Annotated in this window: 19 protein-coding genes; all 19 read right to left on the reverse strand. The window is 67.7% G+C overall.

The window, feature by feature from the left end; genetic code table 11:
- Positions 1-121: 121 nt before the first annotated feature.
- The 19 genes from R2C4_RS09395 to R2C4_RS09485 all read right to left on the reverse strand — a co-directional run bounded on the left by R2C4_RS09395 (position 122) and on the right by R2C4_RS09485 (position 16,158).
- A complete protein-coding gene (locus R2C4_RS09395) occupies positions 122-430 on the reverse strand; it encodes a DUF7742 family protein (RefSeq protein ID WP_141890427.1) in 309 nt (102 codons plus the stop codon).
- Positions 427-4,341 (reverse strand): baseplate multidomain protein megatron, encoded by a 3,915-nt coding sequence (locus R2C4_RS09400; protein WP_141890428.1) that lies wholly within the window; start codon positions 4,339-4,341, stop codon positions 427-429. The genes R2C4_RS09395 and R2C4_RS09400 overlap by 4 nt, the downstream gene beginning before the upstream one ends.
- Positions 4,341-4,880 (reverse strand): C40 family peptidase, encoded by a 540-nt coding sequence (locus tag R2C4_RS09405; protein ID WP_058287030.1) that lies wholly within the window; start codon positions 4,878-4,880, stop codon positions 4,341-4,343. The genes R2C4_RS09400 and R2C4_RS09405 overlap by 1 nt, the downstream gene beginning before the upstream one ends.
- Entirely contained in the window at positions 4,877-5,764 is an 888-nt protein-coding gene (locus R2C4_RS09410) for a DUF2163 domain-containing protein (RefSeq protein ID WP_141890429.1), read from the reverse strand. Before R2C4_RS09410 ends, R2C4_RS09405 begins: the two co-directional genes overlap by 4 nt.
- On the reverse strand, positions 5,761-6,393 hold the full coding sequence (locus tag R2C4_RS09415) for a DUF2460 domain-containing protein (protein ID WP_141890430.1): 633 nt from the start codon (positions 6,391-6,393) through the stop codon (positions 5,761-5,763). Before R2C4_RS09415 ends, R2C4_RS09410 begins: the two co-directional genes overlap by 4 nt.
- Positions 6,394-6,410: 17 nt before the next feature.
- Positions 6,411-7,070: a phage tail tape measure protein gene (locus R2C4_RS09420; RefSeq protein WP_141890431.1), complete on the reverse strand. Its 660-nt coding sequence runs from the start codon at positions 7,068-7,070 to the stop codon at positions 6,411-6,413.
- The gene (locus R2C4_RS09425) at positions 7,063-7,278 is read right to left on the reverse strand and encodes a rcc01693 family protein (RefSeq protein ID WP_141890432.1); all 216 of its coding nucleotides are present in this window, start codon (positions 7,276-7,278) and stop codon (positions 7,063-7,065) included. The genes R2C4_RS09420 and R2C4_RS09425 overlap by 8 nt, the downstream gene beginning before the upstream one ends.
- Entirely contained in the window at positions 7,275-7,595 is a 321-nt protein-coding gene (locus R2C4_RS09430) for a gene transfer agent family protein (protein ID WP_141890433.1), read from the reverse strand. Before R2C4_RS09430 ends, R2C4_RS09425 begins: the two co-directional genes overlap by 4 nt.
- A gap of 3 nt (positions 7,596-7,598) precedes the next feature.
- Positions 7,599-8,012, reverse strand: coding sequence for a phage major tail protein, TP901-1 family (locus R2C4_RS09435; protein WP_141890434.1), 414 nt, complete (start codon positions 8,010-8,012; stop codon positions 7,599-7,601).
- 46 nt (positions 8,013-8,058) lie between these two features.
- Entirely contained in the window at positions 8,059-8,466 is a 408-nt protein-coding gene (locus tag R2C4_RS09440) for a DUF3168 domain-containing protein (protein WP_141890435.1), read from the reverse strand.
- On the reverse strand, positions 8,463-8,795 hold the full coding sequence (locus tag R2C4_RS09445) for a head-tail adaptor protein (RefSeq protein WP_141890436.1): 333 nt from the start codon (positions 8,793-8,795) through the stop codon (positions 8,463-8,465). Before R2C4_RS09445 ends, R2C4_RS09440 begins: the two co-directional genes overlap by 4 nt.
- On the reverse strand, positions 8,792-9,391 hold the full coding sequence (locus tag R2C4_RS09450) for a head-tail connector protein (protein WP_141890437.1): 600 nt from the start codon (positions 9,389-9,391) through the stop codon (positions 8,792-8,794). Before R2C4_RS09450 ends, R2C4_RS09445 begins: the two co-directional genes overlap by 4 nt.
- 182 nt (positions 9,392-9,573) lie before the next feature.
- The gene (locus R2C4_RS09455; protein ID WP_141890438.1) at positions 9,574-10,755 is read right to left on the reverse strand and encodes a phage major capsid protein; all 1,182 of its coding nucleotides are present in this window, start codon (positions 10,753-10,755) and stop codon (positions 9,574-9,576) included.
- Positions 10,752-11,321 carry an HK97 family phage prohead protease gene (locus R2C4_RS09460; RefSeq protein ID WP_244940812.1) on the reverse strand — a complete coding sequence of 190 codons (570 nt, stop codon included), beginning with the start codon at positions 11,319-11,321 and terminating at the stop codon, positions 10,752-10,754. The genes R2C4_RS09455 and R2C4_RS09460 overlap by 4 nt, the downstream gene beginning before the upstream one ends.
- 26 nt (positions 11,322-11,347) lie before the next feature.
- The gene (locus tag R2C4_RS09465; protein ID WP_024090123.1) at positions 11,348-11,572 is read right to left on the reverse strand and encodes a GTA head formation protein, RCAP_rcc01685 family; all 225 of its coding nucleotides are present in this window, start codon (positions 11,570-11,572) and stop codon (positions 11,348-11,350) included.
- Positions 11,565-12,779 (reverse strand): phage portal protein, encoded by a 1,215-nt coding sequence (locus tag R2C4_RS09470; protein ID WP_141890440.1) that lies wholly within the window; start codon positions 12,777-12,779, stop codon positions 11,565-11,567. Before R2C4_RS09470 ends, R2C4_RS09465 begins: the two co-directional genes overlap by 8 nt.
- 296 nt (positions 12,780-13,075) lie before the next feature.
- The gene (locus R2C4_RS09475) at positions 13,076-14,362 is read right to left on the reverse strand and encodes a DNA-packaging protein (RefSeq protein WP_141890441.1); all 1,287 of its coding nucleotides are present in this window, start codon (positions 14,360-14,362) and stop codon (positions 13,076-13,078) included.
- Positions 14,355-14,723 (reverse strand): hypothetical protein, encoded by a 369-nt coding sequence (locus R2C4_RS09480; RefSeq protein WP_141890442.1) that lies wholly within the window; start codon positions 14,721-14,723, stop codon positions 14,355-14,357. The genes R2C4_RS09475 and R2C4_RS09480 overlap by 8 nt, the downstream gene beginning before the upstream one ends.
- A 229-nt stretch (positions 14,724-14,952) precedes the next feature.
- The gene (locus R2C4_RS09485; protein WP_141890443.1) at positions 14,953-16,158 is read right to left on the reverse strand and encodes an MFS transporter; all 1,206 of its coding nucleotides are present in this window, start codon (positions 16,156-16,158) and stop codon (positions 14,953-14,955) included.
- Positions 16,159-16,234: the final 76 nt, after the last annotated feature.

Raw genomic sequence — 16,234 nt, forward strand, 5'->3', positions numbered from 1 at the left:
TCTAAGGGCTTTTTCGGCAAACGCAAACCCGTGATGGGGTACATTTTCGTTATCGATGGAACGCCGCCGCAGGCAGGCGGCGCCACGCCCAACGGCTGGCCGGGCAGGTTTCCTGCCGGGTTCAGCGGGCGGGAGGCTCCCCTTCCGCGTCTAGCACCCCCGCCAGTTCCCGCAGCACCAGCCGGGTGCAGCTGAGATACGCCGCGTCATCCAGAAACGGTTCCTCTGCCAGCGCGAACCGCCGGGCCGCCGCATTCAGCGAGCCGTCGCCCCAGCGCGGATGCAGGCGCCTGAGCATCCGGCAATGCGCCGCCGCCTCTGCCGCGCCGCCGAAAATGCGGCGGCACAGGCGCAGGCGGCCGCTCTCCGGCACCGCCAGCAGCGCCCGCGCCACCGCAGAGACATCGCCGGGCAGCACCGGGCGGATCATTCCAGAACGGCCCGCACCGCGGGCCCGGCGCCATACCGCGCCGACCGCTGCGCCACCTCCAGCACATCGCCCGCCTGCACCCCGTCCGCCGCCTGCGCCGCTGCCGGATAGGCCCAGCCCGGCGCGGCCACCGTCTCCTCCCGCAGCACCGCGGTCCCGCGCATCACCCGGATGCGGTAGGATTCCGTCTCTTCGCCCAGCGGCACCTCGTCCAGCTCCCAGCTGTCGCCCTCGATCCGGGTGCGGCGCACCCAGACGGCGGCAATGTCTTCGCCCAGCGCGCCGCTCAGCCGCAGATGCACCGGCGCATAAGGCCGCAGGCCAATGCCCTCAAAGCTCTCCTGCCGGTGCACATATGACGGATCCTCCAGCGCCCGGCGCGCAGGCCCGATCCGGTAATGCCGCACCCGGCGGCGCTGTTCCGGCGCCAGCTCCAGCTGCACCGGCGTGCCGTCCAGCAGCACGACGTAAGACCCGGCAGGCCAGACCTCCGGCATCACGGCATCGGTCCCCTGCTGGCCGCGCAAGCGCCCGCGCAGCAGGTAGGTCTGCGGCGCAATCAGCTCTGCCGCGCGGAACTGGAACAGTTCCCAGCTGCCGGGCGTGCCATCGCCGATGGCGGCCGCATTGGCGCCGTTCAGCACCGCCTCAACGGTGCGGCTTTCCAGCGAACCGGAGATCAGCTTCACCTGCAGATCCGCCCCCAGATCCCAGCGCCCGGCGCCTGCGGCCAACAGCGGTGTCTCCGTGACCCCGATCACCTGCCGCGCCGCAATCACCTGCTCCAGCGCGTAATTTTCATCCGCCTCCGAGCCATAGACCGCCACACTGCCGGGCCAGGCCCGCGCCGTCAGCGCCAGATGCGGCGCGTGCGGCACCTCATCGCCGCGCATCAACGGCAGGTCCAGGAACAGGGGCAGCACCGGCCCCGGCGCTGCAAAGGCGTTGACCCCCGGCAACTCCTCCGCCACCGCGGCCAGGTCATAGGTACCGGGCTCGATCCGCACCGCCTCCGCCAGCTGCGCCTCAGCCTGCTCCAGCCGGTCGATGCGGTAGAGCTGTTCACCCCCCTCCAGCGGCAGCGAGACCACATCCCCCGCGCCCAGATGCAGCATCGAGGGCGGCAGCTGGAACCGCAGCGTATCGCGCGAGATCCGCGCCTCGGCCAGCCAGCGCCCGGCCACCTGGCGCGCCTCGGCCCCGGTCAGCGCCAGCGGCAGCTCGGTCTGGCTGACGGAATGGGTGGCCTCATCGGGCAAGACCGCCTCCACCGACCCGGCGGCATGGTCGCCGCCCCATTCGGTAAACCGCAGCCGCACCCGCCCCGCCAGCTCCGCTTCACTGGCGCGGGAGAGCTCCAGCGTGCCCTCCAGCTCGCCGCTTTCGGCCAGATGCTCCAGCGCCAGCGCCTCGGCCCCGCTGCCGCTGCGCATCCGGAACTGCAGCGTCCCGCCGCGCTCCACCGCGTCGAACCCGAAGCGCAGCATCAAGGGCTGCAGCACCGCGCGCGCATCGCTCACATCCGGGTTCACATAGCCATGCACCACGCCGTAAAGCCGCGAGACGTCAAAATCCTCCAGCCCCGCGCAGCGGCACACCTCCGCCACCACCGAGGCCAGCGTGCGCTGCCCGGCCCGCCCGTTCAGCCAATGGCCGCGCAGGTAGTTTTCGCCGTCGGTCCAGATGTCCGCCCGGCTGGGAAAGGCCGGAAACGGCCGCGCGTCCCAGGCCCAGACATAGGCGTTGGACATATCCAGCATGCGATCGCCGTATTCCTCGGAAACCGGATTGTTGGCGTCCTCGCCCCAATAGCCAAGGATCGCGCGCAGGTAGTGGATCTGCATCAGATCGTCGCGCAACCCGTTGGAATATTTAGGCAGTTTGGATTCAGAGCTTTTCGGATCCAGGAACTTGTTCGGCTGGTTGGTGCCCTTGTCGATGGCGGCGCAGCCCAGTTCGGTGAACCAGATGGGTTTGCTCTGCGGCACCCAGGCGGTGGGCGCGGCCTGGCGCACCCCTCCGACCCGCTCGTGATGCTCCTGCATCCACCAGTTGCGGATATCCTTGTAGCGCCAGATCCAAGGTTCATCATGCGCGCCGTCAGTGATCGGCGTGCGGATCTGCGCCGCTGCAGCCTCGGGCGAGTGGTAATACCAGTCAAACCCCTCGCCGCCCTCCACATTGCTGCGCAGGTAGCCGAGGTCATAGACCGCGGGCACGCCGGAGCGCGCGTCCAGGTGATCCTCGCCTTCGCGCCAGTCGCTGAGCGGCATGTAGTTGTCGATGCCGATGAAGTCGATGGTGTCATCCGCCCACAGCGGGTCGAGATGGAAATACCGGTCGCCCTCCGGCGACTGATAGCCCCAGTATTCCGACCAGTCGGCGGCATAGCCGATTTTGGTCTCCGCCCCCAGCAGCAGCCGCACCTCTGCCGCCAGGGCGCGCAGGGCTGCCACCGCCGGAAAGCCCGCGGCACCGCGGATCTGCGTCAGCGCCCGCATTTCGGAGCTGATGCAAAAGGCTTCCACCCCGCCCGCCGCTGCGCACAGCGCGGCATTGTGCAGGATGAAGCGGCTGAGGCTCCATTCCTGCGGCCCGTTGTAGGCAACCGTGCCGTCCCCCACGGTGAAATCCGCCGCCGTGACGGTGCCAAAGAACGCCGCCACTTCAGCCTCCGCCGCCGCGGTGCCATCGGGCGAGCCGGGCTGCCCCGGCGCGGCGGACAGTGTGATCCGCCCCCGCCACGGCAGATGCGGCTGGCTGGCGCCGCCGGTCCAGGGATCGGGCAATTCGTTGCCCTCGGCCTGGTCCATCAGGATGAAGGGGTAAAACATCACCCTGAGGCCCCGATCCTGCAGCTCCCGGATCGCCTCGATCACCGAGGCGTCGGCGGGGGTGCCGCCATACACCGGCTTGCCCTCCTGCGTCAGCACCTGCGCCGCCGTCCCGCGGGTCAGGCCGCTGACGCTCCAGGGCAGACTGCCCTCAGCCTCCTTATGCTCCACCTTGGGTGTCAGGGTGCAGCTGCCGCAGCGCAGGTCATCGCCGAACCACGACACGATCAGCGAGGCCGCGCCGCAGGACGGCAGCTCCGCCTCCAGCGCGGTCAGCGAGGTCTTGAGGTCGCTCATCCCCGAGGGCGTATGCTCATTGGCCGCCTTCGCATCGCCCGGCCCGCCGGAATACTGCACCGTCTCGGCGGCCAGCGCGTATTCGCCGGTGCCCGGCATCAGCGCCACGCCTTGCACCAGCTGGCCCAGATCCTGCGCATAGGTGCCGCTGTCCACCTGCTCCGGCCGCAGCACATCAAAGGAAAACTGCGGCACCCGGTTGCCGAAGCGCGACAGCTCCAGGTTCTCGAACACCACATAGGCCGTACCGCGGTAGGCAGGCACCTGGCCCGCGCCCTCGACCGCCTCCATCACCGGGTCGGGCAGCTGGTCTTTTGTGCCCCGGTAGACGGTCATGTTCAGATCCTTGGGCGCCACCTCCTCCCCATCGGCCCAGATGCGGGAGACATGGGCGATTTCCCCCTCGCAGAGCGCAATCGCCAGCGACACCGAATAGCTGTAGCTGGTGACCTGCGGCTGGCTGGGCCGGCCCTTGCCGCCGCCGCCGCTGGTGGTGGAGGTTTCCAGGAACCGCGAGGACCAGATCACCTGCCCGCCCAGCCGCATCCGGCCATAGACCTGCGCGACAGGGCTGCCCTCGCTGGACTGGGTCAGGCGGAAGCGGTCGACCTTGCCGGTCTCCACCGGGGCCGAGCCTGAGCCCAGCAGGCGTTCGTCGATCATGCGGCCCAGTGTGGCGCCCACCGCCCGGCCGACCACCGCGGACGAGAGGCCCGCGACAGTGCCGCCGATTGCGCCGCCAACCGCCGCGCCTGCGGCAGAGAGAAGAATGGTTGCCATCAGTTCAGCTCCTTCGGGAAGTGAAACCGCGCCACGATGCGGCGCTGCCAGGGCGGGCTCAGCGGGCTTTCGACAACCCCGTGGCCGGCGTATGCGTGGATGAAGGCGGGGCCTGAATTGACAACTTCCGCCTGGCCGATAGGCCGGGCAGTGCCCGTCCGCCCCCCCGGGCGGGCACTTCGTTTCCGCCCGCGGCCAGGCATTGCCCTCGTCTCATTGCTGCCAGCCTGAGACTGCACCCCCAGATGCTTGGCCACCGATCCTTCGCGCATGCGGAACAGGATCACGTCGCCGGGGGCAGCGTCTCGCAACGGCTTTGCCGTCAGATGCCGCGCCGCCGCCTGCCACAGCGCCTCGGTGCCCTGCGGCTCGGACCAGTCCATCGTGTAGGCGGGCGGAAGCTCCGGCTCGGCCCCGCACAGCTCGCGCCACAGGCCCCGGATCAGGCCCAGGCAATCGCAGCCCGCCCCCTTGCAGGAGGCCTGATGTACATAGGGCGTGCCGATCCAGCCGCGGGCAGCCTGCACCACCCGGCTCATCGCCTGCTGCCCCCGGTGTTCACGCCCGACTGGCGCGGCACCGCCATCACCCAGTCCTCCCCCGGAATGTCGGGGAAACCCTGAAAGTTCAGCAGGTTGTTGAACTTCAGGCGGCAGCTCTCCAGCCGCTTGTCGCAGCCCGCCTCCAGCCGGACCGTATCACCAGGCTGCACCGCAGCGCGGATGGGTTCCCACAGGCCGATTTTCCGGCCGTCAGCCGTGGACTGGTCGGCCTTGACCGCCGCCCACAGCCCCTCAGCCGTGCCGCTGAGGACCGTCAGCCGCCCGCCGGTGAACCAGTCCGGCTCAAACCCCGGCAAAGCGTCCCAGCGGAACACCTCGTTGCGCTCCACCTCTGCGGCGGCCAGCTCCGCGGCATAGCCGGGCGTCCCGAGGTCAAACCCGCAGGCGGCATCGCCCAGCACCGCGGTGCAGGGTTTCTGATAGATCCGCCCCAGCGGCTGATTCAGCGCCTCCGTCAGCCCGCGCAGTTCCGCCTGAAAGGCGCCGCCGGCCCGGCGGATCTCGCCAATCGAGCTGCGGAACTGCAGCCAGCGCATCGAGACATCCTGCCAGTTCACCAGCCAGCAGCGCACCTCGGCGCCGTCGAAGCGGCCCGCCTCGATGTCCGCCTCGCGCACTGCGGCATCGCTCAGCACCCCCAGCGCCTCGGTGTTGTCGACCGACAGGCCGGTGGCCTGGCTCACCGCCCGCGCCGTCAGGCCGCTGCCGGGCTGAAACGCCAGCCCGTCAAAGCGCAGCACGCAGTCATGGTCGGTAAAGCCCAGCACCGCACCGTCGCGCCGCGCCAGCGCCCAGCAGCGGCACAGGGTGGTGATGCCGGACTGCACATGGGCCCGGAAGACTTCGGACAGCCCGCTCATACCCGCACCTCCACCACCGGCACCGCCGGCGCCTCGCCCGCCTGGAACGAGGCGACGCTGGTCTGGATGCTGCCGGTGTCGAACCGCACCGGCACGTCGAACTCGAACCCCGCCCGGATGCTCAGGCCCTTCTCCGGCGGATGCGCCAGGGTGATCAGGCCGGTGGCGGTGTCCAGCTCGTAATCGACGCTCTCGCGCAGCTCGTCCTGGCCGATCCCGACCCGCACCGTGCCCGCCACCGGTTTGGCAATCGGGCGCTGGTAGGTGAAGGCGCCGGAGCGGTAGGTCTTGGCCAGCTGAAAGGTCACCGTGGCGCCGTCGCCGGTCGCAACCACCTGATCGTCAAAGGCAACGTCCGCGCTGGCACTGGCGGATTTGTAATCGCTCCAGTCTTTCCAGCGGAAGCCGTAGAGCTGGCCCTGGCGGGCCTCGAAAAAGGCGATCAGCGTCTCGATATCCTCCAGCGCGCGCAGGCCCAGCCCCGCGTCATAGCGGCGGCGGGAGTGCGCCCAGGGGGTGTTGCGCTCCTCGAACCCGTTGGCCAGCGTCACCACATCGGTGCGCCGCTCCGGGCCGCCGACGGAGCCGAAGCTGAGCGAGGCGGGAAAGCGGACTTCGTGGAAATTCATTGTGTTACCCTCCATCCTTAACGGTTGCGTCCGCCGCGGCTGAGCGCGCGCGACAGCTGCGCGGCGATCTGGCTGCGGCTGCGTTCAAAGCCTTTGACGTCCGGGGTGGTCACATTCATCACCACGCTGACCGAACCGCCGCCCTGGCTGCGCACGCCCAGCGAGCCGTCAGCGCCGCGGGTGAGCGGCAGGATCGCCTCCGGCCCGGCCTCGCCCATCAGCCCGGTGGCGCCGCGCATCGGGAATGCTGTGGGGCTGGTGACAACACCGCCCTTGGCAAAGGGCATCACCTTGCCCTGGCTGAAGGCCGCACCATTGGCGAAGGGCAGAATGTTTCCGATCAGGGAGGTCAGCCCCTCGGTCATCATGCCGCTGAGATGATTGGTCACCGGCTTCATCGCCGCGTTGTAGGTAGTTCGGATCATTGAGCGCGCGAGGGTGTCCATCGCCTCCGACAGGCTGTCGCCGTCAAAGGCCAGCCCCTCAAAAGCGCGCCGTAAGCCCTTGGAAAGACTTCGGTCCAGGATCTGCGCATCGCGCCCGGTTTCGGAGAACCCCTCCTTGACCCGCCCCAGCACTTCTGCAAAGGCCGCGGCCATTCCAGAGGCACCGTCCAGCGCTTCGCCCAAAGCTTCGCCCTGCAGTTCCAGTTCCGCCATCGACGATGAGTCAGTCATCTTTTGTCTCCTTGTTTGCCGGGCTGGGCGCGTCCGGGAAATCGTGCATCAAGGCCGCCAGCCGGTGGCGGCTGAGCGGCTGCGGTGCCGCAGCCTCGCCCAGCATCAGCCGCAGTTCCGCCGGCGTCAGCTGCCAGAAGTCGCGCGGCAGCAGCTTCAGCCCCGCCATCCCGGCGCGCATCAGCGCGGGCCAGTCCAGTCCGCTCATGGCTCTTCCGGCACGGCAAAGCTGCGCACCAACAGCTCCGCCGCCACCCGCGCCGCCTGCATCGGGCCGCCGGTGATGGTGGCGGCAGCGAGGTCTTCGCGGCTGAGATCATGGCCGCCGCCCTGCAGGCCGGCCGCCAGGAGCGCCAGCACATCGCGGGCAGAAAACCGGCCCTGTTCGAACCGCTGCACCAGATCGACCAGCGTGCCTTCCTCCAGCGCGGCCTCCAGCCCCGCCAGCGCGCCCAGCGTCAGCTTCAGCACGTAAGGGTTTCCATTCACGAGCAATTCCGCCTCGCCAGCGTGGGGGTTCATCATCGCTTAGACCGCCGAGAAGCTGAGCTGGCCGGCGCTGGCGAGCGACAGCTCATAAGTCGCCTCGCCGTTGTGGCTGCCCGCGTATTCAAGTGCTGTGACCTGGAACGGCCCCTGCACGATGCCGAAATCGGGGATGATCACCTGGAACTCCGGCGTGAGGCCTTCGAAGAACAGCTGCCGGGCGCGCTCATCCGTTGCCTCGTCCCGGAAGATGCCGGAGCCGGAGATGCTGGCGGAGCGCACACCGGCGCCTGCCAGCAATTCGCGCCAGCCGCCCTGGCTTTCGAGGCTGGTCACATCTACGCTTTCGGCGTTGAAGCTGATACGGGTGGCGCGCAGGCCGGCGATGGTTTCAAACAGGTCAGCGCCGTTCATGTCCACTTTGACCAACAGGTCCTTGCCGTTTTGAACTGTCATGGGGGTTCTCCATGTATTTCAATTGGTTTCATCAGGTTTCTGAGGTTCAGACGTCATCCACCCGCGCCCTGAAGCGCAGGGTGATCTGCCTGCCGCCGGTGGTCAGCCGCTCGGCCTTGGCGCGGTCGAACCAGAGGCCGGTCAGCTGGCCGCGCGGCAGCGGCACGGAGGCGCCGACCAGCGCGTCGCAGACGGCTGCGGCGGCAGCCTTGGCGCCGGCAAACCCGGCAGTGTCAGTGGTGACGGTGACGAAGAACCGGTGCTCCGCCCCGCCTGCGGTCTTGTCGGAGCGGTCCAGCACCTCCTCCGATCCCAGCGCCACATAGGTCTGCGGCAAGGGGCCTGCGGGGATCGCGTCATAGATCGCATTGCCGACCAGCGCGGAGAGGCCCGCGTCGCCGGTCAGGTGGGTGTAGACGGCGGATTGCAGCCCGCCTGCGATGGCATAGGTCATCCGCTCACCTCCTCAACCGCGAAACAGGTGAGGTAGCGGGCGTCCGGGGCGCTTTCTGCAACCGCATCAATGCGGTAGAGGCGTTCATTGTCGCGGAAGCGCTGGTCCGGGCGCGGACGGGATGCAAAACCCTCCGGCGATGCGCGCAGGGTGATCCGGTATTTCTGCAAAGATACGCTGTCACCGGCCAGGCGGCCCGAGAGGGATTTCACCTCGGCCCAGAGGGTGCCAAGCGCAACCCAAGTCTCGGTGTATCCGCCGGCGCCGTCGGGGGCGCGCTGGGGGTCTTCCAGCACCAGCTTGCGGGTGAGGTTCGGGGGCTGTTTCATGCCAATCCTCCCAATGTCAGCCGCAGGCTGCGGTAGCGTTCGATTAGGCTGGTGACGCCGAAGGGCATGCAGCCGCCATGCAGGCCGGTGTCGGCCCGGTATTCGTAATAATGCGCCGCCAAGAGCATCACCGCCTGGCCCAAATCGGCAGGCAAGCCGCCCCAGTCCGCGGCCATGCCGGCCTGCAGGGTGATCCGCGCCAGACCGCCGGCCGGGATGGCGGGCAGCAGGCTGCCGGCCGGGCACAAACGCAGGCGCTGGCTGTCACGCTCCAGCTGGTAAGCGGAAGGGTTCAGAACCGTCTCAGCTCCTGCGGCGTCACGGATCATCACCTCTGTCACCGCCCGCACCGGGGCGATCGGCAGCACCATCCGGGCGCGGTCGCGCCAGTGGCGGATCTCCAGCTCAAAATCCCGGGTAATCAGTGCCTTGCCGGTCCTTCCTTCCACCGCGGCCAGGGCGGCGCGCAGGAAGCCAAACAGCACCTCGTCCTGCAGGCTGTCCTCGCCAAAGCCGGTGCCCAGACGCAGATGCGCCTTGAAGGGGGCCAGCGGCAGGGCGGCCTCGGGCACGGGGGTCACTTCGCTCAGCATCATCATCTCACTCCTGCGGGCCTCCCCCTGAGCCGGCCCTGATCTGCTGTCCGTTTTTGAAGGTTCGGCCGGCACGCACCGTTCCCTGCCGCTCGGACGGAGGGGGAGCAGCTAGACGGCAAGGAAATATGGGGTGCGTGCCAGCCGGCGGACCGGGCTGCCGGTCCGCCATCAGCGCTGAGCGGTTAGCTCAGGCCGAATTTCATCAGCTTGATCGCGGCAAAGTCGCTGACATCGCCGCCGACGCGCTTGGTCGCGTAGAACAGCACATGCGGCTTAGCGCTGAAGGGGTCGCGCAACACGCGCAGGTCCGGGCGCTCGGCAATGGTATAGCCGGCGCGGAAGTCGCCGAAGGCGATAGAGTAGCTGTTGGAGGCCGGGTCTGGCATGTCCTCGGCGATCAGCACCGGGTAGCCCATGAGGCGCGCAGGCTCGCCTGCGGCCAGGCCGTCAGACCACAGGAAGCGGCCATCAGCGTCCTTCAGTTTCCGCAGCATTCCCGCGGTCTTGGAGTTCAGAATGAAGGTGGCATTGGCGCGGTATTCGGCCCCCAGCGCATAGACCAGGTCGATGATCGCGTCGCCATTGCCGACATCGCCGTCGACGCCGGAAACCCTGTAGCCGATCTCGCCCCAGGTCCAGGTGCCGTTTTCGGTCACCGGGTAGTTGAGGAAGCCGGTGGGCTTGTCGATACCGTCGCCGTTGATAAAGGCGTCGGCCTCGGAGCGCGCGAATTTGTCGGCGATGCGGGTGGCCAGCCAGCCCTCGATATCAAAGGCGCTGTCATCGAGCAGCCGCTGCGACGCCTTGGGCAGCGCGCTGAGTTCATGCAGCGGGATGGTGATGCGGTCGATGGAGCCGGTGGAGGTCTCCGCCGCGGGGCCGGTTTCATTGGCCCAGCCGGCCCCCATTTCGCTGTGGTCGATCAGCACGTCATAAGAGGACGCCTCCACATGCACCACGGAGGCCACGGCGCGGATCGAGGCGGAGGCGTTCAGCACCGATTTCACGGTTTCCGACGTCTGCGGATCGACCAGATAGCCGCCATCGCTGGCCACGGCGGTGGACATCGCCTTGCCTTCCAGCTCAAGCCCGCGCAGGCCGTCGTCGTCGCCGCAGCGCAGGTAGGCGTTGAACGCCTTCTGATGCGGCGCGCCCGCGTCCTGGCTGGCTGCCAGATGGGGGCGGTTCTGAGAGATTGTCTTACGGTCCAGCATGTTCACTCGCTCTTCTGCCTGTTTCAGTCTTGATTGCATGTCGTCCTGAAACCCCTTGAATTCATGAAGAAAGCCGGTCACGGCCTGTTTCACTTCATGCGCCAGGGGCGCTGCGTCCCCGGTGTTTGCCGGGAGGTCTTGGTTGCTCATGTCGGGTGTCCTGTTTTGAGGTCGCGGGTGATCTGGCGCAGGCCATCGGCCAGGGCGCGCAGCGCTTCGGCTTCGGCATCTGCGGCGGCGGATTTGGCCGCCACACGGGCGGCGGGCAGCATCGGGAAGGTGACCAGCGACACCTCCCACAGCTCCACCTGGGTCAGGCGGCGGCTGCCGTCCTGGGCCCGGGTGGCCTTCTGGGTGCGGTAGCCGATGGAGAGGCCATCAATCGCGCCCGCCGCGATCAGCGCGGCGGCCTCGGCGCCCTTGGGGGTGGCGGTCAGGATGCGGCCCTTGACGTAAAGCCCACGCTTGTCCTCGCGCACCTCGTCCCAGACGCCGATTGGCTGGTGCGGGTCGTGCTGCCACAGCATCTTGACCGTGCGGCCCTGATCCCGGAGCGCCTTAAGCGATGCCGCATAGGCGCCGCGCTCGACCACGTCGCCGCCTTGATCGGTCTGGCCGAACAGGCTGGCGTAGCCTTCGATTCCGGTGGCGTCCTTCAGCGAGAGATCCTCGCCGAAGCGTGCGAATTTATGTTCCAGCTGGGGAGTTCCCTGCATCATCTGAGCCTCGCAAGTCATTGGTGTTACGGCAATTGCACCGTCAGGAAGGATTGGAAGGCCTGCGCCAGGATCACCGCGGCGACGCCGTAGACGGTGAGCCAGAGGCGTTTCTCCAGCCGCTCCATCATCTGTTCGATCCGGTCGAGGCGGCGGTTCACCGCCTCATGCTGGATCTGGGCCACCCGCTCATGGGCGGACAGGCGCAATCCCGGTGAACAATCAAATGCGTGCATCGGGTGCTCAGTCATCCTGTCCGCCCTCCGTCTGCGGCGCGGCCGGGGCTTCTGTGGGCAACCCCAGCAGCTGCCGCTTTTCCTCATTGCTGAGGAAATCCGCGGAAGTGATACGCCGCCACTGCGCCTCGCGCTCGGCTGCCAGGGCGGGCAGCTGGTCGAGGTCGGGCTTCAAGCATAGCTCTTCGCCGGTCCAGCCCGCCAGCCAGTCGGCCAATGCGGCAGTGGCCTTGGCCACCAGCGGCAGCACGGTCAGCCGGTAGAAGGCGCGGTTGGCCTCCTGGTAGTTGGCGTAAGTTGCGTCGCCGGGGATGCCGAGCAGCATCGGCGGCACCCCGAAGGCCAGCGCGATTTCGCGGGCGGCGGTGTCCTTGGTCTTCTGGAACTCCATGTCCGACGGCGAGAAGCCCATCGGTTTCCAGTCCAGCCCGCCCTCCAGCACCATCGGGCGGCCGGCATTCTGCGCACCCTGAAAGTTTGATTGAATCTCTTCACTTAGATGGCGGAACTGATCGTCGGACATCTGGCCCTGGCCGTCGGAGCCGGTCCAGACCAGCGCGCCTGAGGGGCGGGCCGCGTTGTCCAGCAGCGCCTTCGACCAGCGGGAGGCGGCATTGTGGACGTCAATCGCCATCGCCGCCGATTGCAGAGGGGACAGGCCGTAGTGGTCGTCCTGCGGGTGAAAGCTCTTGATATGGCAGATCGACGGCTGGCCGGGCTCGTTGGCGAAGCGGTGCTTGCGCCCGCCGGCCACATAGTCAAAGCCCGCGGGCCAGCCATCCGGACCGGGCACGACGTTCATCCGGTCGGAGCGCAGCACATGCAGTTCTGCGGGCGTTGCGTCCTCTGCCGCGACCATCTCGATATAGGCGTTGCCGGACAGCAGCAGGTGGCCATAGAGCGCCTCCAGCAGTTCCGCCTGGGTCTGGGCCGGGTTGGGACGCGCCAGCAGCGCCAGCCAGGGGTGGGTGTCATAGCGCTGGCGGCTGTCCTGCAGCACCAGCGGCACGGCGGCGGCGGCCTCGGCAATCAGGCGGATCACCCGGTGGGCGACCGGATTGCCGGCAAAGCCGCTGCGGGTCAGGGACACGGTGTCGCGCGGGCTCCAGGCGGTGCGGCCGGAACCGTGCCAGGACACCACGCGGGCGGTTTGGCTGGCCTTCTGCTCCAGGCCGGGCTGTGGGGGTTCGGGCTTGTTGCGCCGCAGCAGGTCAAAGACCATGGTCCGCTCCTCAGGTTGTTCATCTCCGGCGCCGGACCCCTTGGGGCTGGTGCGCCTTTGCTGAGGATCATTAGGGACAGAAAGAGCTGAAGATCCGGCAAGCGGAGCGTACGGCGGGTACGCAACACCCTGCGTCAAGACACTGTAATTATTCACTTATGATGAATTTCACCCGGTGTTGCGAAGTGCTTAGGGCGGCGCCCGGCCCGACGGGGAGGAAGCGAAGCGCCCGCTCCGTGGGGGGCGGGACGGGCGCTGCCCGGCCTGGCGGCCGGGCGGTCAGTTTTGAGAAGAGGCTATAAGACCCGCACCTGCGGCCTCCTAAGGTTTGCAGCGGGCTGGATGATCAGCTCATGCAGCGCCCAGACCAGCGCATCGACCCGGTCGGGCGAGCCGCTGCCGCGGTAGCCCTGCGGGGTCATCTGGCACATCTGGTCCTCCAGCTCTCCAAGCCCCGGCAGGTGGCGCACCCGGCCCTGCTCATAAAGCGCCGCGACGGGTTCCGCGCGGGCAGATTTGCCCTTCTTCGCGTGCAGGGCGCGGAAGGGCACCAGCGGGTCGGCCTGGCGCAGCACGGTTTCGACCAGGGCACCGCCCTGGTTCACCTCTGCCACCACCCGTTCGGCGTCAAACCTGTCGCGGGCGGCGATCACCGCTTGCGCCCAGGCCAGGGGACCGACCCCCTGCACCGTGCAATCGGCCAGCACATAGGCCTGCCAGTCCTGCGGCGGGCCGTGGGTGACGGCCCCCGCCACCACGATGCCGCAGGCGTCGGAGTCCTTGCCCGCGCTGACCGCCGGGTCGACGGCGACCACCACCCGGTCGAGCGGCGGCGCGTCGGCCACCTGCGCCGCGGCCAGCGCTGCGGTGGTCCAGAGCGCGCCCTGGATGTCCGACAGCATCACCCCGTCCAGTTCCTGCCGGCCAAGGCGGGTGCCTGCATAGCGCGCCCGCACCTCCTCCAGAAAGGACGGCGCAAGGTTGGCGCGGTTGGCTTCGGTCGCGGCGTGGGTCTGGACGGTGCTGGGTGAGGCCAAGAGCCGCTTCAGCACCGGCGCGTTGCGCGGCGTGGTGGTGACGCAGACGCGGGGGTCCTGGCCCAGCCGCAGGGCAAACTGCAGCATGTCCCAGCTCTCCTGCCCCTTCTTCCACTTGGCCAGTTCATCCGCCCAGGCGGCGTCGAACTGGGGGCCGCGGAGCGCCTCGGGGTCATGGGCGGAGAACGCCTGCGCCTCGGCCCCGTTGGGCCAGATCAGCTTGCGCTCCGAGGCTTTCCACTTGGGCCGCCGGTCGGGCGGCGCGCAGGCCAGGATGCCGCTGTCGCCATGGATCATCACGTCGCGCACCTGGTCATAGGTTTCCGCCACCAGCGCGATGCGGCGGGCGGTGCCGGGGTCGTGCGGGCGCGCACCTTCGGCCAGCGAGCGGACCCATTCGGCCCCTGCCCTTGTTTTCCCTGCGCCACGGCCGCCCAGGATCACCCAGGCGCGCCAATCCCCCGGCGGCGGGCGCTGGTGGTCCAGCGCCCAGATGTCAAAGAGATGCGGCAGCGCGCAGAGGGTTTTCCGGTCCAGCTCATCCAAGAAGCAGTTCAGCAGCCAGGGCGGCACGCAGGCGAGAAAGTCCGCATTCGACAGCAGCGCGCGCCGCGCCGAGATCGAGTTCGTGCTCTGATTTGAGCATGCGGGCGAATTCGGTGCTTTGTTCTGCAATGACTTTCTCCACTTTCTGGCAATCGCGGATCAGGCCCTCGAGCCTGCTGATCTGCGCCCTTGCGCCGGTGGCCTCATCGCCGCCGGTGGTTTCAAGCTGCTCCCGAAGCTCCTCCGCCGCGTTGCGCAGGCGGTGTATGCTCTCCTGCAGCGAGCGCAGGAGATCGGCGGTGTAATGCACCTGCCGCTGCAGGACGGCGGCGCCGTCCTGGTCGTGTGTGTTGTCTGTCATGGGTTGCTCTGCCTCATGCGTTTCTTGTCCGCACGAGAGAAAGACAGGACGGCCGCCGGTGGAGGGAATCCGGGGCCGTCCATGTTTCTTCCAGCTGCCTTACAACCTATACGCGATATTGCTGGAAAAGTCAATAGTTATGGGGGGGGGGGGCGTACGGCGGGGACGCAACGGGGGCGCGGCAGCACATCCCCGCCGGGACAGGGCAGCTAGTGATTGCTCAGCCTGCCTAGACCGAGGCATGGTCGCGCAGGCGGAACACCAAGGGCAGCATCATGGCGACCAGTGCCGCTGAAAACAGGAAGGGCAATCCCGGCAAATAAACGCCTCGCTCGTCGACTGAGGCCCGAAACAGCCCAGTCATGACCAGCGGCGACAGGATGGCCGCCAGCGAGGTCAAGGAGGCGATGACGCCTTGCAGGATACCCTGCCGGTCCCCGTCCGCCTGGTTGGACGCCATCGCGGTCAGCAGGGCCGGCACCAGATCGGACAGGGCCGCGAGCACCAGAAAGACGGTCAAGGCGATGATCGTGCCGGTGAAGCCGAACCCGGTCATGGCGATCAGGGCCGCGGTCATCCCCAGCATCAGGGTTCTGAAATCGCCCATCCATCTGATGAAGACCGGCATCAGCCCGCCCTGCACTCCGGCCAGCATCACGCCATAGGCCGCCAGCGACAACCCGATATAGAGCGTGGGCCAATCAAAAACCTCGCGGGTCCAAAAGGCCCAGAGGGTCGGATATACCATATTGGCGAATTCAAACACGAAGATGCAGATCATGGGAACCGCCAGCCCTGGCGTGCGGAAGGCGTCATAGACCGACTTGAAGGGGTTGAGGTCGCGTTTGCCGAAGGGACGGCGTTTCTCCGGCGGCAGGCTTTCGGGCAGTACGAAAACGCCGAACAGCGCGTTGGCAGCCGAGAGGACTGCTGCGATCCAGAAGGGTGCGGTCACGCTGATTTCCGCTGCAATGCCGCCGATGGCGGGCCCCAGCACAAAGCCGATGCCGAATGCGGCACCGATCAGGCCGAAATTCGCAGCCCGCTCCTTCGGGGCGGAAATGTCGGCGATATAGGCTGTTGCGGTGATATAGGTCGCCCCCGCCAGGCCGGCGAGGCTCCGCCCCAGAAGCAGCAGCCAGAAACTTCCGGCCAGCGCCATGATCACGTAATCCACAGCCAGCACCAGCAGCGCAGCGATCAGCACGGGCCTGCGTCCCGCGGCATCAGAGATGCTGCCGACGATGGGACCGCAAAGGAACGTCGCCCCCGCGTAGACTGCCATCAGCAGCCCGCCCCAGAATGCCCCCTGCCCGGTATCTCCGGCGCCAACGCGCGCCATCAGGTCCGGCATGATAGGGAACACAATGCCAATCCCGATCGCATCTATCATCAAGGTGATCAGAACAAAGACTATGGCCCGGTTTTTGAACATATTTCCCTATCGAACGCGGGCGGCTGCAAAGCAAGTGAAATTCCTGCGGCCGGGCAGACACAAAAAAGGGCGCCCT

This window comes from Leisingera aquaemixtae (assembly GCF_006740765.1).
Taxonomy (GTDB): domain Bacteria; phylum Pseudomonadota; class Alphaproteobacteria; order Rhodobacterales; family Rhodobacteraceae; genus Leisingera; species Leisingera aquaemixtae.

What these genes read in the sequence shown, in the direction of transcription:
- R2C4_RS09395 (WP_141890427.1), bottom strand. Translation starts at nt 430, where the DNA reads ATGATCCGCCCGGTGCTGCCCGGCGATGTCTCTGCGGTGGCGCGGGCG.
- R2C4_RS09400 (WP_141890428.1), bottom strand. Translation starts at nt 4,341, where the DNA reads ATGGCAACCATTCTTCTCTCTGCCGCAGGCGCGGCGGTTGGCGGCGCA.
- R2C4_RS09405 (WP_058287030.1), bottom strand. Translation starts at nt 4,880, where the DNA reads ATGAGCCGGGTGGTGCAGGCTGCCCGCGGCTGGATCGGCACGCCCTAT.
- R2C4_RS09410 (WP_141890429.1), bottom strand. Translation starts at nt 5,764, where the DNA reads ATGAGCGGGCTGTCCGAAGTCTTCCGGGCCCATGTGCAGTCCGGCATC.
- R2C4_RS09415 (WP_141890430.1), bottom strand. Translation starts at nt 6,393, where the DNA reads ATGAATTTCCACGAAGTCCGCTTTCCCGCCTCGCTCAGCTTCGGCTCC.
- R2C4_RS09420 (WP_141890431.1), bottom strand. Translation starts at nt 7,070, where the DNA reads ATGACTGACTCATCGTCGATGGCGGAACTGGAACTGCAGGGCGAAGCT.
- R2C4_RS09425 (WP_141890432.1), bottom strand. Translation starts at nt 7,278, where the DNA reads ATGAGCGGACTGGACTGGCCCGCGCTGATGCGCGCCGGGATGGCGGGG.
- R2C4_RS09430 (WP_141890433.1), bottom strand. Translation starts at nt 7,595, where the DNA reads ATGATGAACCCCCACGCTGGCGAGGCGGAATTGCTCGTGAATGGAAAC.
- R2C4_RS09435 (WP_141890434.1), bottom strand. Translation starts at nt 8,012, where the DNA reads ATGACAGTTCAAAACGGCAAGGACCTGTTGGTCAAAGTGGACATGAAC.
- R2C4_RS09440 (WP_141890435.1), bottom strand. Translation starts at nt 8,466, where the DNA reads ATGACCTATGCCATCGCAGGCGGGCTGCAATCCGCCGTCTACACCCAC.
- R2C4_RS09445 (WP_141890436.1), bottom strand. Translation starts at nt 8,795, where the DNA reads ATGAAACAGCCCCCGAACCTCACCCGCAAGCTGGTGCTGGAAGACCCC.
- R2C4_RS09450 (WP_141890437.1), bottom strand. Translation starts at nt 9,391, where the DNA reads ATGATGCTGAGCGAAGTGACCCCCGTGCCCGAGGCCGCCCTGCCGCTG.
- R2C4_RS09455 (WP_141890438.1), bottom strand. Translation starts at nt 10,755, where the DNA reads ATGAGCAACCAAGACCTCCCGGCAAACACCGGGGACGCAGCGCCCCTG.
- R2C4_RS09460 (WP_244940812.1), bottom strand. Translation starts at nt 11,321, where the DNA reads ATGCAGGGAACTCCCCAGCTGGAACATAAATTCGCACGCTTCGGCGAG.
- R2C4_RS09465 (WP_024090123.1), bottom strand. Translation starts at nt 11,572, where the DNA reads ATGACTGAGCACCCGATGCACGCATTTGATTGTTCACCGGGATTGCGC.
- R2C4_RS09470 (WP_141890440.1), bottom strand. Translation starts at nt 12,779, where the DNA reads ATGGTCTTTGACCTGCTGCGGCGCAACAAGCCCGAACCCCCACAGCCC.
- R2C4_RS09480 (WP_141890442.1), bottom strand. Translation starts at nt 14,723, where the DNA reads ATGACAGACAACACACACGACCAGGACGGCGCCGCCGTCCTGCAGCGG.
- R2C4_RS09485 (WP_141890443.1), bottom strand. Translation starts at nt 16,158, where the DNA reads ATGTTCAAAAACCGGGCCATAGTCTTTGTTCTGATCACCTTGATGATA.